Raw genomic sequence first — 14480 nt, 5'->3', positions numbered from 1 at the left:
CAGTGGGCGGTTCTCTGTTAGCGATAACAATGCTCGTCTGGTGAAGAAATAACCGATTCTTTCCGGGAGATCAACGAGGGTCGAGCACGGCGTAATCGTGACCTGTGCACGTCGCGTTGTCCAGAGCTTTGTCGGGTGAGGAAAGAGTTCGGAAATGTGGTGAACCGCAATGAACCGGGAGCCGTGTACCCAGGTGAGGCGTGGAGTGCGGCGTCAGCTGTCCAGGATGGTCAGGCTCGGCGTCTCGCCAGGTCCGACCGGGAAGTGGGCGACGAACGTGACGCCGTCGGCCTGCGCGTCGAACCGGGCGATCCGGGTTGATTCGGGCTCGTAGAAGACGTCGCCGGGAGTCAGCACGGATTCGGGCTCGCCGTCGATCTGGTAAACGGCCGAGCCGGTTTCGATGCTGCCGAACACCGGTCCGTTGTGGACGTGCAGCCCGGCGGTTTCGCCCGGGGCGATGGTGATGCGGCGGATTTCGACGCGATCGATCATCCGCGGCGCCGGGAGCCGCTGGTCCAGCACCACGGTGCGGGTGACAGCCGGCGCGGTGGCGGGTTCGCCCGCGCCTGCCGGGCCGCCGAGCTCGGTCGGGGTGCCGTCGCCGGGGAGTTCCTCGATTGCCAGGTGGGTCATCGGCGTCGTGTCGGTGGCGCCGTGCCAGTGCCACTCGCCGGCGGCGACGCGGACCGTGTCGCCCGGCCGGATCAGCCGGGCCGGGCCGCCGCGGCGCTGGACGTAGCCGGTGCCTTCCGTGACGACGAGGACCTGGCCGAGCGGGTGCCGGTGCCAGTGGGTGCGGGCTCCGGGGGCGAAGTGGACGCGGTCCACCCGGGTCCGGGACGGGCCGTCCGGGACGGCGAGTGCGGTGATCCACGCGCTGCCGGTGACGGCCTCGGCGGGGGCGGCGGTGCTGGTGGCCGGAAGGTGGCGGACGTGCACTTCGGTCTCCTGGGGTTCAGCGGGTGGTGAGCAGCGCGAGCACGCCGGAAACGGCCTGGTCGAACGGCTCGGGGGAGTTCGCGGCGCGGGCCAGCACGTAACCGCCCTGCAGGACGGCGACGATCGTGGCGGCGAGGGCGATGGGGTCCAGGGTGGCGGGCAGCTCACCCGCGTCGCGGCCTTCGCCGAGGACCTCGGCCAGCCGGGCGCGCAGGTGGGCGAAGGTCTCGTCCACCGGGGCGCGCAGGACCGGGTCGGCGACGATGTCGGGGTCCTGGGTGAGCCGGCCGATGGGGCAGCCCCGGAGCACTTCGCGCTCGCGCCGCAGGTAGGCGGTGATGCGCTCGACGGCGGTGCCGGGCGAGCGCAGCTGTGTGTCGGCGGCGGCCAGCAGTTCCTCGGCGCTGCGCCGCACGGCGGCCAGGGCGAGGTCCTTCTTGCCGGTGAAGTGGTGGTACATGCTGCCCTGCCCGGCGCCCGCCCGCTGCTGGATGGCCTTGGGGCTGGTGCCGACGTAGCCGCGTTCCCACAGCAGCTCGCGGGCGCTGTCGACGAGCTGGTCCCGGGTTCCCATGGGCCCTGACTGTACATACTAGTAGGTACAGAATCAACGCTGTCACAAGTTCTCCCCGGGCGGTGTCTTGAGGCCGCACACCGTTCGAGAGGAGAACGTCATGGATCTGGCACTGTGGATCGCGGCCGGCTTGCTCGCCGTCGTGGCCTTGACCGGAGGTGTCAGCAAAGTGTTCGTGCGCCAGGAGAAGCTGGCCGCCGCCCCGGGTGGCGAATGGACGGCCGGCGCCGCTCCCGGCTTCGTCAAGGGCCTCGGGGCGCTGGAGCTGCTCGCGGCGGTCGGGCTGATCCTGCCCGCGCTGACCGGGATCGCGCCGGCGCTGGTGCCGGTGACCGCGGTCTGCTGGGTGCTGCTGATGGTGGGTGCGATGATCACCCACGTCCGCCACGGCAGCGCCGCGTTCGCCCTGCTGAACCTGGCCTACCTGGCCGTGGCGGCGTTCGTCGCCTGGGGCCGGTTCGGTCCCTTCCCCGCATGAACGGAGGAGACGCCGTGACCGAGGCCTTCGTCGCCCACCGGAACCTGCTGTTCACCGTCGCCTACGAGATGCTCGGCTCGGCGGCCGACGCGGAGGACGTCCTCCAGGAGACGTGGCTGCGCTGGGCCGAGGTCGACCAGTCGGGAGTGCGCGACGAGCGCGCGTACCTGGTCCGCATCACGGCCCGCCTGGCGCTCAACCGGCTGCGCACGATGAAGCGCCGCAAGGAGGCGTACGTCGGCCCGTGGCTGCCGGAGCCGCTGCTGACGACGCCGGACGTGGCCGAGGACGTCGAGCTGGCGGAAAGCGTGTCGATGGCGTTGATGCTGGTTCTCGAGACGCTGGCGCCGACCGAACGCGCGGTGTTCGTGCTGCGCGAGGTGTTCGACGTCGGGTACGACGAAATCGCGGAAGCCGTGGGGAAGACCCCGGCCGCGGTCCGGCAGATCGCCCACCGCGCGCGCCGGCACGTCGATGCCCGACGTCCGCGCGAGGTGGTTTCGGCTCAGGAGACCCGGGCGGTGCTGGAATCCTTCCAGCGGGCGATCGAGGGCCGGGACCTGCAGGGGTTGCTGGATTTGCTGGCGCCGGACGTGGTGCTGATGAGCGACGGTGGCGGCGTGAAGCAGGCGGCCCTGCGGCCGGTCGCGGGCGCGGACAAGGTGAGCCGGTTCATCGTGGGCGGGATCGGCAAGACGGAGATCGAGCTGACCGGCGTGCCGATGACGGTGAACGGCAACCCGGCGCTGGCGCTGCACGTGGACGGCTCGTTCGACGGGATCATGACGGTCCGCGTCGAGGGCGGCCGGATCAGCGGGCTGTACTTCGTGCGGAACCCGGAGAAGCTGACCCGGGTGGAGGCGGAGACGCCGTTGACCCTGCGCTGACGGCTGGGGGAAAGACGCCGGTTCCCGTAACAGGGAACCGGCGCGGCGCGACCCTGGCTGCGCATCGCGAACCGCGGTGCACCCCCCTCCGATCGACGTACGCCTACGACGTCGGCGTGGGGCACTCCATCTCCCACGAGCAGTTCGCCCAGCCCGCGGTCACCGCGTTCTACGGTGCGCAGGGCGGCTTCGACCGCAACTTCATGGTCTGGGCGCCGATCGTGGCCATCGACCGGCCCCACGAATTCCGGAACGGGTGCGACGGGAACACCGGTGGCCCCTGCCCGCACGTCCGCCCCGGAAACCAGCAGGTCTACGACGAGATCGGCACCGGCCAGATCCACGTCAAGAAATGGCTCGGCGCGTTCATCGGTGTGACCTGCGGAAACTTCAACCACGGCGGCCGTCACGGACGCCGGGGCGCCTATGCGTTCTCCTTGAACGCCAACGCCCTCCCGGTCGGTGCCGGGACCTACGCCCTGACCGAACGTCCCCCGTCCGGCTGGGTCCAGTCGCAGGCGCCCGCCTCCGTCGCCGTCGGGTACGGCGTGGGCGAAGCGCACTTCGGCGGGAACGACTTCGGGAACTACCGGGCGGTGACGATCGGGGGCCGGAAGTTCGACGACCACGGGGCCGACGGCAGCGGTACCGGTGATCCCGGGCTGGCGAACTGGACCTTCGACCTGGACGACGGCGCCACGGCGGTCACCGGGACCGATGGCGGGTACGGCTTCTCCGGGCTGCGACCGGGCACTTACACCGTCCGTGAGCGGCAGCAGGCCGGATGGCGCCGGACCACACCGGCGTCGGGGAGCACGACCGTCACCGTGACCAGCGGCCAGATCACCGGGGGCGTCGACTTCGGCAACGTCTGCCTCGGTGCGGTCGCCGTCACCGCTCCGGACGGCGTGGCGATCCGCGTCGACGAGGTGAGCGTGCCGGGTGTCCTGGCGAACGATCCGCCGGCTCCGCGCACCGCGTCGGGTACCGCGACCGTCGGCGGGCTGCTGCCCGGCACCTACCGGGTGACGCTGATCCTGCCGGACGGCGCCTTCACCACCGACCTGGACCTCACCTCGCTGGACGGGAAGTTCGCCGTCGTCAAGACGGTGACGGTTCCCGAGTGCGGGGCGTTCCCGGTCGCGCCGCAGTTCGTCACCTCGCAGCCGGGCAAGATCACCGGCGGGATCCGGATCCTGGTGCCCGGCGGGACCGCGACCGCCGGCTTCGAGTTCATGCAGCGCAAGGAAGGGCCGCGCGGCACGCTCGAATACAACGACCACGGCAACGAGATCGACCTGCACACCTCGGACATCACCGGGATCTCGGTCTCCGGACCGGACGCCTACGTGTTCGGGCACGCGGTGCTGAACGGGGTGCCGACGGGCTTCCGGCTGCACCTCGTGGACGCGGGTGAACCCGGCCGCGCGGACCGGTTCGAGCTGCTGCTGGCGAGCGGCTACTCGGCCGGGTACGACCAGACGCTCGACGGCGGGAACGTCCAGATCCACTGAGAGCCACTGAGCGGGCCCGGCGGTGTGCTTCCCCGCACGCCGCCGGGAGGTGTCTCAGCTCAGCCGCTTGTCCCAGTCGGTGAACGCGTCGACCAGGTCCTCGGGCGCGCCGGTCTCGCGAAGCCGCCGGGTCTCCGCCTCGATGTAGTAGCGGTACAGCGGAACCAGTCCCGCCGCCAGCTCCGGTTCCACCTCGGCCGGCTCCAGCGGGTGTCCGGCGCGGACCTCCCGCGCCAACCGGACCAGTGACGCCGCCGGCGCGTCGGCCAGACCCAGATACCAGTCGATCGCTTCGTCGTTGTTCGCCGCGCGGCCGGTCGACGTCGTTCCCGAATACAGGAAGCGGACCGGGAACAGCACCGCCTTCGTGAACCACACCGTGTCCACCAGCAGCCGCTTCGGCGCGCGGAACTCGGCCGTCACCTCGTCCGTCGCCAGCACCGCGATCGCGAAGCCGGCGCTCTCCAGCAGCAGCTCCGGGGCGGCGGGCCGGGCGACCTCCGCGCGGACGTCCGAACCGGTCAGGACCCGGCCGTCGTCGGCCAGCTGCAAGCGGTCCAGGGCCGGGAAGCGACCGTCGTCGCGGCCTTCGCGCAAGGCCGGCAACGAGGCCCAGAACACCGAAAGCTTGCGGTGCACCGGGCTCCGCTCCTGCAACGCCGCCGTCGTGCTCTCGACCGCCGAGCGGTCGCCGTCGCCGATTTCGGTGAGGACCAGGGCCAGGTCGATGTCGCTGGCGGCCGCCGAGTAGCCGCCGTAGGACAGGCTGCCCAGCACGTAGGCGCCGATCAGGCGCTCTCCCAAGGCTTCCTGGTAGGCCCGGGCGGCCTCGGCGGCGATTTCGCGCGCCGCGGCGGCCGGTTCGGTGGTCGTCATGCCGCCACCGTATCTCGGCGGGCGCACTCGGCGATGCGGTCGGAGACGACGCCGATCACCTGCCACGCGCGGTCCAGGACCGTGATCACCGCTTCCGGCGTCCAGTCGCCGCGCCGCCGCAGCACTTCGTAGCCCATCTCGAGGTGCTCGACGTCCGCTTCGTCGTGCAGCTCGAAGTATTCGTCGTCGGGGAACGCGCGCGTGCCGGCCTGGCTGAACACCAGGCTGCCGGCCTCCAGGGCCAGGTGAGCCAGTACCGCGCGCTGCACGCCGGGCAGGATCGCGAACTGGTCGACGAACCAGGACGCGCCCATCTCGATGACCGGGTCCCAGACCAGCTCCCGGTCCTCCGCGCGGCTGCGGGCCAGGATCTTGTCGTGGCCGACCTCTTCCGCCTGGTGTTCGCAGGCGAGCGCGCGCAGCTCGGGGTCGCTCTCGAAGGTGACCCGGGCGCTGATCATCCGCTGGAACGCGTTCGACCACGGCTGCAGGTACGTCAGTACCGCTTTCTTCGTTTCGGCCGTGGTGTTCTCGTCGGTCAGCAGCCGGATCAGGTCCGACGCCTCGTACTCCCGTTGCCGCTGCTCGTTGTGGCGGGCGACCCGCTCGACGTCCTGCTCGGTCACGATCTGCTCCTTCACGGTGGACTATCCGAGATCGACGGGCGAAAGGGGGGAGGGTGGCGGCCGGTCGTAGACCGGGAACCGGAAGTACGTGGTCACGTCGCCGTGGCGGCCCGCGGCGCGGAAGCTCACCAGCTCCAGGACACCCCGGCTGCCGCTCAGCGGCCCGGGCGCCAGGGCGGCGGCGAGGGTGCGGAACCGGCCGGGGTCGACGCCGTGGTCGTGCAGCAGCGCGGCCGTGCGCTCCACGGCTTCGCGGTCGTCCGGCACGAGGGCGGGCAGCCGGAGGTACGTCGTGGACTCGGCGGCGCGGTCCACACCGGATCGGAACGCCAGGCAGCTCAACGCCGCCTCGCCGGCGTCGTCGTCTTCGCCGGCCAGCGTCCGGTAGGCCGCTTGCGCCTGGCGCGAGTCGTGGTGCAGCGCCACCGCGGCGACGCGCTCGACCTCGGCCAGGCCGGCGTCGTGGTTGCGGTAGTAGATCTTCACGCGGGCCTGTGCGTCGTCGGTCAGGTCGACGGCGAAGAACTCGATCTCGCGGTCGCCTTCGACAGTTTCGACGCGCCGGCGGGCGTCGTCCCAGGCCGTGGCCAACCCGAGCCGCGCCATGGCTTCGGTCACCGCGGCCTCGCGGTGCGCGTGCGGCCACGAGTACAGCCCGAAGTACGTCTTGTGGACCACGCCGGACGGTGGGCGCCAGGCGATCGAATGCCACAGCGGTGCCGGGGACGGCCGGCCGGCGCGCGGGGTGAACGTCTCGCGGACGTGGTCGAGGCGCCGGGTCCGGAAAACGCTCTCACCAGGCCAAACCACTTCGTGACCGAGGCTGTCGAACAGCACGCGCAGTTCCGGCCGCGCGCCGGACCAGTTGACCGACATCTCGGCCGGGAAGCCGTCGTCCGCCACATAGGACGGCTGGACGGGGACCGGGCCGATCCGCTCGTGCGCCCACGGCGGCAGCAGGGCCCGCAGCATCCCGGTGGTCCGGACCGACTGTTCGAGAGGGACGTCGAGCGCTTCGCACGCGGTCGACCACAGTCCACCCAGAAAGTCCCCGAACAGACGACCCTCCGCCGGATAGTTTTCCCTTATATATTCAGAAAACTCCGGCATGCGACTCGTCACGAGCGGATGCTATCAGTTGGATGCTTGCTCAACTAAAAGTCTGCACCCGGGTGGTCCAGTCAATTGCGCCATGTGGGTAGCCGGTGCCCGCCGCGGCCACGGAGGGCCACAACGGACACCGGCGGGTGTCCTGAGGGGACAAAAGCGGACAACGCGCAGGTCTCAGACCCGGGCGGCCGGCACGACGGTCATCGCGTGCTTGACGAGCCGGATCAGCGCGAGCTTGCTGGAATCGCGGTCGCGTGCGTCACACATGACGATCGGCACACGGTCCGGGACGACCAGTGCCTCGCGGATCTCGTCGGCGGTGTAGCGCGGCGCGTTGTCGAAGCAGTTCACCGCGACGACGAACGGGATCTTCCGGCGTTCGAAGAAATCGATCGCGGCGAAGCTGGTCTCCAGTCGCCGGGTGTCGACCAGCACGACCGTCCCGATGGCCCCGCGGGCCAGGTCGTCCCACATGAACCAGAAGCGCGCCTGGCCCGGCGTCCCGAACAGGTACAGCACGTGCCGCGGCGAGATGGTGATCCGGCCGAAGTCCAGCGCGACTGTCGTGGTCGTCTTCCGCTCGACGCCGGACAGGTCGTCGACGCCGGCGCTCGCCTCGGTGAGCACCTCTTCGGTGGTCAGCGGCGGGATCTCGCTGACCGAACCGACCATCGTGGTCTTCCCCGCGCCGAAGCCGCCCGCGATGATGATCTTGACCGGCGTGGGGACCATGTCCGCCCCCGTGCCGTCAGTACTTGATGAGGCCATCGAGAACCGCCTGGAGTGTTTCGAGGTCCGGCGCCTGCGCCGGGTTGTGGGCAGGGGAGCGCGTGATGACGAGGCCGCGTTCGATCAGGTCGCCGACGAGCACCCGCACGACCCCGAGCGGGATCTTGACGTAGACGGCGATCTCGGCGACGGACACCGGGTGGCGGCACAGCTGCACGATCGCCACGTGCTCCGGGCCCAGCCCGGCCGGCTCCTGCTCCGACCGCAGCGTCATGACCTGCGTGGACAGGTCGAGCCGCGCGGTACCGGCCGGCGTCCGCCCGCTGGTGATCGTGTACGGCCGGACCAGCGGTCCGGCGGCTTCGTCGTACCAGCCGTCTTCGGCACTCATGTGGCCTCCCGGAGGACCGACGCCGCTTCCCGCGGCGCGGACGCCATGTAGTCACCGACTCGCTTGACGAGCCGGCTCATCTCGTAGGCGATCATTTCGACGTCGACGTTGTCCGCGGCCAGCACCGCGAGGCAGGCACCCTGCCCGGCCGCGGAGACGAACAGGTAGCCGCGCTCCATCTCGATCATGTTCTGCAGCACCGGGCCGCGGTTGAACTGCTTGCTCACACCCTTGGCGAGGCTCTGCAAGCTGGAGGCGATGGCCGAAAGCTGGTCCGAGTCGTCCTTGCTCATCCCGGCCGACTTGCCGATCAGCAGCCCGTCGGCGGACAGCACGATGGCGTTCTGCGCGCCGACCACGCGGTTCACCATGTCGTCGAGCAGCCAGTTGAGATCGGGTTTGGGGCTCCCGTACTCGTTCATTCGACTTCAGACCCTGACTTTCCTGTGTGGACTTTCCGGTGTGTGGTCGGGGATTAGGAATGGTCGTCCGGCCCGCCGCGCCCGCGGCGGGTGCCCTTGTGGAACGCCGCGAGCGTGCGCGCGGTGCCTTCCCCCGGCGCCACGACGTCGTCGGTGCTGTCGTCGGGTTCGTTCTCCAGCTGGGCGACGAGGTTCTGCTGCGGCTCCCGCCGGGGCAGCCGGGGCCGGTCGTCGGTCGGCCGCACGTCCGTTGCCGGACTGACGGCGGCCGGCTCCGGCGCCGCCGCCGGCACGGAAGGCAGGGCGTCGGGCGGGGTGAGGGCGCGTGCCGGGTACGGCCTCGGCTTGGTGTCTCGCTTCATCGGGATCTGACCGCTGAACGAGCTGGGCGTGTCCATCGTGCGGAGCGGGCTTTCTGCTGCCTGTGCCGCCGGGGCACCCACCGGGGCGAGGACCGCGGTGTCCTCCGCCGGCGTGGACCCGGAGCCGTCGGCCCGGTCGGCGTCCTCGCCGGCCAGGTGCTGGGTGGGGATGAGGACGGTGGCGCGCAGGCCGCCGTAGCGGGACGGGTCGAAGGTGACGGTGATGCCGAGCCGGGCGGCCAGGCGGGCGACCACGAACAGGCCGAGGCTGGAGTCGGCCCGCAGCGCCATCGCGTCGAACTCGGGGGCTTCGGCCATCATCGCGTTGGCCCACTCGCGGACGGCGTCCTTCATGCCGAGCCCCTGGTCCGACACGTCGACGACGACACCGCGCGCGACCATCCGGCTGGTCACCTCGACCGGCGAGCCGGGCGGCGAGAACGACGTCGCGTTGTCGACGAGCTCGGCGACGAGGTGGATCGTGTCGGCCACCGCGGCGCCGAGGATCGCGACGTCGGCCACCTGCTCGACCTGGACCCGGGCGTACTGCTCGGTTTCCGAGACGGCGGCGCGCAGCACCTCCATCAGCGCGACCGGCTTGCGCCAGCGGCGGCCGGGCTGCTTGCCGCCGAGGATGATCAGGTTTTCGGTGGTGCGGCGGGCACGCGCGGCGAGGTGGTCGAGCTGGAACAGCGACGCCAGCTGCGTCGAGTCGTCCTCGCGCGCTTCCATCTCGTCGAGGATCTGCAGCTGCTGGTGGACGAGGACCTGGTTGCGGTGCGCGATGCCGAGGAACACGTTGTGCACACCGCTGCGGGCCTTCGCCTCACTCGCCGCGGCGTTGACCGCGGTCAGCTGGGCGACGTTGAACGCCTCGGCCACCTGCCCGATCTCGTCGCGGCCGTGGTCGAGCCGGGGGAGTTCTGCCTTCAGGTCGACGGCTTCGCCGTTCTTCAGCCGCTCCACGATGTCCGGCAGCCGGTTGCGGGCGAGGTCGAGGGAGTCGTTGCGCAGCCGCGCGAGGCGCGTCATCAGCGCGCGGTCGACGAGCGAGCGGGACACCCGCACCGCGACGATGATCGCCGCCAGCGACGCCAGCAGGGCCACGATGCTGCCGATGATGACGTTGCGCAGCTGGGCGTCACCGGAGTCGATCGCGGCGGCCGAAACCTTGTCCGCCTGGGTGATGGCGAGGTCGTTGAGGCCCTGGGCGACCTGGTTCGTCGCGTTCTCCCAGTCCGTTTCGGACACCGGCACGGACTTCTGCTCACTGGCGGTCCACGGGCCGTGCTTCACCAGCGCCGATTCCGCGGTCGCGAGCTGCCGCCAGGCCGCGCTGTTGGTCAGCGCCTGGTACCGGTCGCGGACGCTGGGATCGAGGAAGGGCGCGATCTGCGTCAGCTGGGTCCGGTAGAGCCCGGAAAGCTGCGCGAACTGGGCGAAGTCGTCGGGCGCGAAGGTGCCGGCGGAGAACGCCGTCGAGACCAGCGACGTCTCGCGCGACATCATGTCGCCGGCGCGGAAGACCGAGGTCGCCGTGATGCCGCCGGTCGCGGCTTCGGAGTCGGGGACGATCCGGGCCTGGGTGTCGAAGAGGTTGGACGCGGTGTCCATCACGCCGTTGTAGTAGGTGTTGACCTGGGCCCGGTCGATGCTGCGGAAGCTGATCTGCGAGCGCAGCACCGGCAGCTGGTCGAACTGCGACTTCAGCGCGTTCACCTTGGACGCGATCTCGTCCGGCGCGTTGGAGATGGTCGCGGCGAACGCGTCCTTCAGTTCGGAAAGCTTGGCGTCGGTGGCCTTCTGCTGCTGCTGGAGCCGGGCCGGGCCGAGCGCCGGGTCATCGAGGTACTGCAGGGCGGTCTGGCGTTCCTTCTGGAACTCGGCCAGCGCGGTGGCGGCGGGGATCGACACCTCGCGCACGGAAGCGGCGACCAGCCGGACGTAAACGCCATTGAAGAGGAAGTACGACGAGACCGCGATCCACAGCACCAGCAGTGTCACGCTGGGAATGAGAACGGTCCTGGTCAGCCTTTTGCGGATCGACTTGTCGTACGGCTTGTCCGACTCGTCCCGGGGGTCTTTGTTCAGCACGGCGGTTCACGAACTCCTGAGTGACGGTCGGCGAGGAATGGGGACCCGGACGAGGAAGCGGACACGACGATGGGACACAGCGGCCGCCGTCACCCGTCTTCGCCTCACCCTCCGTGTTGCCGCGGAATCGATCAGGGTCCGTTTTTTACCACGAACCCCTGACACCCGGTTGGTGCGACCCGGCTTCCGGACACTCGTCCGCCCGGCGGCGAACAGCGTTTACTGTCTGCTCCGGGACGATTACCGGCATTTCCTCAGGTACTGGCGTTGTGACCTATTTCGGGATGCCGATCGCTGGGCCGAACGGGTGAAAGTGAATTCCGCCGCTTCGGTGTGTGCAGTGGTTGACGGCGGAGGAAAGAAGGGAACGGGCGCTGCCCGGAAGTCCCTCTGTGGCCGGTGCCGGCGGCCGATGGTGTTCGCCGGGCCCGATTTCGCGGCGCCGCCGCGCCGGGACGGCTCCGGGTGGGCGGCGGCAGTCGGTACGTCTTTACATCAGACGCATGATTGTCAATCCGATTGGACATCACCTATCCTTCTGTCAACGCAGTCCGCCAAGGAGGGTGTGATGAGCGAAGCGATCGGGACCGTGCCCGCCGGCTCGACCGAGCTGTGGCGCGACCGCAAGCGGTACCTGTGGCTGATCGGCCTGGTCGTGCCCTCCCTGGCGTTCCTCGCCATCGGGCTGCACGCCGCCACCGGGTGGGGTGGCTGGTTCTGGATCGGGCCGGTCGTGATCCTCGTGATCGTGCCCGCCATCGACCTGGTCGCCGGGCTCGACCGGAGCAACCCGCCCGACGACGTCATCGCGCGGCTGGAGAACGACCGCTACTACCGCTGGATCACCTTCGCCTTCCTGCCCGTCCAGTACCTCGGCTTCGCCGCGGCGTGCTGGCTGATCGCGCGGGGCGAGCTCACCGTGGTGGACAAGGTCGGGCTCGCCGTGTCGATCGGGTGCGTCGGCGGGATCGGCATCAACACCGCGCACGAACTGGGCCACAAGAAGGAGAGCCACGAGCGGTGGCTGTCGAAGATCGCGCTGGCGCAGAGCTGCTACGGGCACTTCTACATCGAGCACAACCGCGGCCACCACGTCCGCGTGGCGACCCCGGAGGACCCGGCGAGCAGCCGCGTCGGCGAAAGCTTCTACCGCTTCTGGCCGCGCACGGTGTTCGGCTCGCTGAAGTCGGCGTGGCGGCTGGAGCGCAAGCGCTACGCCCGGCGCGACCGGCACCCCTACCGGCTCGGCAACGACGTGCTCAACGCCTGGCTGATGTCCGCGGTGCTGTGGGCGGCGATGATCGCCTGGCTCGGCGCGGGTGTCCTGCCCTACCTCGTGATCCAGGCCGTTGTCGGGTTTTCGCTGCTGGAAGTCGTCAACTACATGGAGCACTACGGCATGCTGCGGCAGCGGGTCGGCGCCCCGGGGCGGCGCCGGTACGAGCGCGTCGACCCCAGCCACAGCTGGAACTCCAACAACATCGCCACGAACGTCCTGCTCTACCACCTGCAGCGGCACAGCGACCACCACGCCAACCCGACCCGCCGCTACCAGACGCTGCGCGACTTCGCCGAGTCGCCGGTGCTGCCCACCGGGTACGCCGGGATGATCGTGCTGGCGCTCGTCCCGCCGCTGTGGCGCCGGGTGATGGACCCGCGGGTGCTCGCCCACTACGGCGGCGACATCTCGCGCGCCAACATCCAGCCGGGCAAGCGGGCGAAGGTCCTGGCCCGCTACGGAACCCGCGTCACCGCGACCGCGCGCGAGCTCGCCGACACCCGCGGCGACGCCACCGAAGGCGGCATGTGCCCCGGCTGCGGGTACGTCTACGACGAACAGCGCGGCGACCCGCGGGAGGGCTTCCCGGCCGGCACGCCGTGGGCGGCGATCCCGGACTCCTGGTGCTGCCCGGACTGCGGCGTGCGCGACAAGGTCGACTTCGTCGCGCCGGGGCGGGTGGGCCCGGCCGGGGGTGGCACGACCTAGAATGCCGATCATGAGCGGGGCGGTTCCGGTGCCGGCGGAAGGTGGTCAGCACCGGCGGCCGATCATCGCGGCGGCGATCGAGCTGACCGCCCGGTCCGGCTGGCCGGCCGTCACGATGGCCCGCCTGGCCGAGCTGGCCGGCGTCAGCCGCCAGACCGTGTACAACGAGATCGGCTCCAAGGCCGCGCTGGCCGAAGCGATGGTCGCGCACGAGCTCGGCCGGTTCCTCGCGGTGGTCGGCGCCGCCTTCGACCGCCACCCGGACGACCTGGTCGAGGCGATCTACGACGCCGTCCGCGCGGTCCTCGAACTCGCCCACGACAACACGCTGCTGCGCGCGATCGTCTCGGCGACGCACGGCACCGCCCCCGAGCTCCTCCCGCTGCTGACCACCGACTCGGGCGCGCTGCTCGCCCAGGCGAAAGCCATGGTGGCCGATCGCGTCGCGGCCTACCGCCCGCCGCTGGCCGGCGGTCAGATCGACGTGGTGATCGACCTGATCGTCCGCACCGTCCTCAGCCACGTCATGCAACCGTCGGACACCCCGGCCCGCACCGCCGACGGCCTGGCGTGGGTCGCGGCGCGGGTGCTCGGGGTGACGGCGAACCCGTCGTTGCGGCACACGTGAGGCCGGAGGCGGTCTGCTCGGCGCGAACGTCAGCGAAGGCCGTGCCGGTCCAGCCACGCCGCGATTTCCGCGGCGATCTCCTTCGGCCGGTCCTCCTGGGCGTGGTGCCCGGCCTCGCCGCCGGCGACGACCTCCAGTGCGGCGATGTGATCGGCGCACCACTGCGCCATCTTCTCGCCGATCAGCAGCGTCGGTGAGCCTTCGAACGTCATGAGCAGCTTCGGGGTGCTCTCGCTGGCCGCCAGCCACTCGTCGTAGGCCTCGATCCGGGTGACCAGCTCGGCCGGGTCGCCGCCCAGGGGCAGCTGACGCGCCCAGGCGAGGACCGGACGGCGGCTTTCGGGCGTCGGGAACGGGGCGAGGAAGGTGGCCAGATCTTCGTCGCCGAGCGGGGTGCGCACCCCGCCGGTGAACGCCTGGCGGATGAAGAGGTCCTGCGTCAGCACCAGGTCCTCGCCGGCGCCCGGCGTACGGATCTTGCGCGACCGCTCGGCCGCCTGCGGTGTCAGGTCGTCCCAGGCCATGGGCTTCACGATGGTCTCGAAGAACGCGAGCCCGCGGACCCGGCCGGGGTGCCGGGCGGCCCGGTCGAAGGCGAGCGCGCCGCCCCAGTCGTGGCCGACGAGGACGACGTCGTCCAGGCCGAGTGCGTCGAACCAGGCGTCGAGGTGGTCGGCGTGGTCGGCGAAGGTGTACGCGATGTCCGGCTTCGGCGACCGGCCCATGCCGATCAGGTCGGGAGCCAGCAGCCGCCCGGCGCCGACGTGCGGGAGGATGTGGCGCCAGCTGTGCGACGACGAGGGATTGCCGTGCAGGAAGACGATCGGGGTGCCGGTGCCGGTTTCTTCGTGGTGCAGCAT

Annotated in this window: 15 protein-coding genes; 5 read left to right on the top strand and 10 right to left on the bottom strand. The window is 70.6% G+C overall.

The annotated features are described in order from the left end of the window. Positions 1-213: 213 nt before the first annotated feature. Together AB0F52_RS45225 and AB0F52_RS45220 are read right to left on the bottom strand one after the other, a co-directional pair. Positions 214-942, bottom strand: a complete 729-nt coding sequence (locus tag AB0F52_RS45225; RefSeq protein WP_360184680.1) for a cupin domain-containing protein — start codon at positions 940-942, stop codon at positions 214-216. Between the two features lie 16 nt (positions 943-958). Next, a complete protein-coding gene (locus AB0F52_RS45220; RefSeq protein ID WP_360184677.1) occupies positions 959-1516 on the bottom strand; it encodes a TetR/AcrR family transcriptional regulator in 558 nt (185 codons plus the stop codon). Between the two features lie 100 nt (positions 1517-1616). Here AB0F52_RS45220 and AB0F52_RS45215 point away from each other — a divergent pair, with 100 nt between their 5' ends. The 3 genes from AB0F52_RS45215 to AB0F52_RS45205 all read left to right on the top strand — a co-directional run bounded on the left by AB0F52_RS45215 (position 1617) and on the right by AB0F52_RS45205 (position 4395). Next, positions 1617-1994, top strand: a complete 378-nt coding sequence (locus AB0F52_RS45215; protein ID WP_360184675.1) for a DoxX family protein — start codon at positions 1617-1619, stop codon at positions 1992-1994. Positions 1995-2008: 14 nt separating this feature from the next. After that, on the top strand, positions 2009-2881 hold the full coding sequence (locus AB0F52_RS45210) for an RNA polymerase sigma-70 factor (protein ID WP_360184673.1): 873 nt from the start codon (positions 2009-2011) through the stop codon (positions 2879-2881). A 116-nt stretch (positions 2882-2997) separates the two neighbouring features. Further along, a complete protein-coding gene (locus AB0F52_RS45205; protein ID WP_360184671.1) occupies positions 2998-4395 on the top strand; it encodes a post-COAP-1 domain-containing protein in 1398 nt (465 codons plus the stop codon). 54 nt (positions 4396-4449) lie between these two features. Here AB0F52_RS45205 and AB0F52_RS45200 read toward each other — a convergent pair whose 3' ends face one another. The 7 genes from AB0F52_RS45200 to AB0F52_RS45170 form a co-directional block, all read right to left on the bottom strand. Continuing rightward, positions 4450-5271 carry a hypothetical protein gene (locus tag AB0F52_RS45200; protein WP_360184669.1) on the bottom strand — a complete coding sequence of 274 codons (822 nt, stop codon included), beginning with the start codon at positions 5269-5271 and terminating at the stop codon, positions 4450-4452. Beyond that, the gene (locus tag AB0F52_RS45195) at positions 5268-5897 is read right to left on the bottom strand and encodes a hypothetical protein (protein ID WP_360184666.1); all 630 of its coding nucleotides are present in this window, start codon (positions 5895-5897) and stop codon (positions 5268-5270) included. Before AB0F52_RS45195 ends, AB0F52_RS45200 begins: the two co-directional genes overlap by 4 nt. Positions 5898-5918: 21 nt before the next feature. Then, positions 5919-7007 (bottom strand): hypothetical protein, encoded by a 1089-nt coding sequence (locus AB0F52_RS45190; RefSeq protein ID WP_360184664.1) that lies wholly within the window; start codon positions 7005-7007, stop codon positions 5919-5921. Between the two features lie 174 nt (positions 7008-7181). Beyond that, entirely contained in the window at positions 7182-7739 is a 558-nt protein-coding gene (locus AB0F52_RS45185; RefSeq protein ID WP_013228186.1) for an ATP/GTP-binding protein, read from the bottom strand. 16 nt (positions 7740-7755) lie between these two features. Then, positions 7756-8127: a DUF742 domain-containing protein gene (locus AB0F52_RS45180; RefSeq protein WP_103338558.1), complete on the bottom strand. Its 372-nt coding sequence runs from the start codon at positions 8125-8127 to the stop codon at positions 7756-7758. Then, positions 8124-8549, bottom strand: a complete 426-nt coding sequence (locus tag AB0F52_RS45175; RefSeq protein WP_013228184.1) for a roadblock/LC7 domain-containing protein — start codon at positions 8547-8549, stop codon at positions 8124-8126. Before AB0F52_RS45175 ends, AB0F52_RS45180 begins: the two co-directional genes overlap by 4 nt. Before the next feature lie 53 nt (positions 8550-8602). Then, entirely contained in the window at positions 8603-11005 is a 2403-nt protein-coding gene (locus tag AB0F52_RS45170; RefSeq protein ID WP_360184659.1) for an ATP-binding protein, read from the bottom strand. Positions 11006-11573: 568 nt separating this feature from the next. On the opposite strand from AB0F52_RS45170, the gene AB0F52_RS45165 reads away from it, so the two are divergent. Together AB0F52_RS45165 and AB0F52_RS45160 are read left to right on the top strand one after the other, a co-directional pair. Further along, positions 11574-12992 (top strand): fatty acid desaturase, encoded by a 1419-nt coding sequence (locus AB0F52_RS45165; RefSeq protein ID WP_360184656.1) that lies wholly within the window; start codon positions 11574-11576, stop codon positions 12990-12992. 1 nt (position 12993) lies between these two features. Then, the gene (locus AB0F52_RS45160; RefSeq protein ID WP_360184653.1) at positions 12994-13620 is read left to right on the top strand and encodes a TetR family transcriptional regulator; all 627 of its coding nucleotides are present in this window, start codon (positions 12994-12996) and stop codon (positions 13618-13620) included. Between the two features lie 29 nt (positions 13621-13649). Here the strand turns inward: AB0F52_RS45160 and AB0F52_RS45155 are convergent, their stop codons facing one another. After that, positions 13650-14480, bottom strand: coding sequence for a haloalkane dehalogenase (locus tag AB0F52_RS45155; protein WP_360184650.1), 831 nt, complete (start codon positions 14478-14480; stop codon positions 13650-13652).

This window comes from Amycolatopsis sp. NPDC024027, from assembly GCF_040638975.1.
Classification (GTDB): Bacteria; Actinomycetota; Actinomycetes; order Mycobacteriales; family Pseudonocardiaceae; genus Amycolatopsis.
This window is presented reverse-complemented; position numbering and strand designations above follow the sequence as displayed.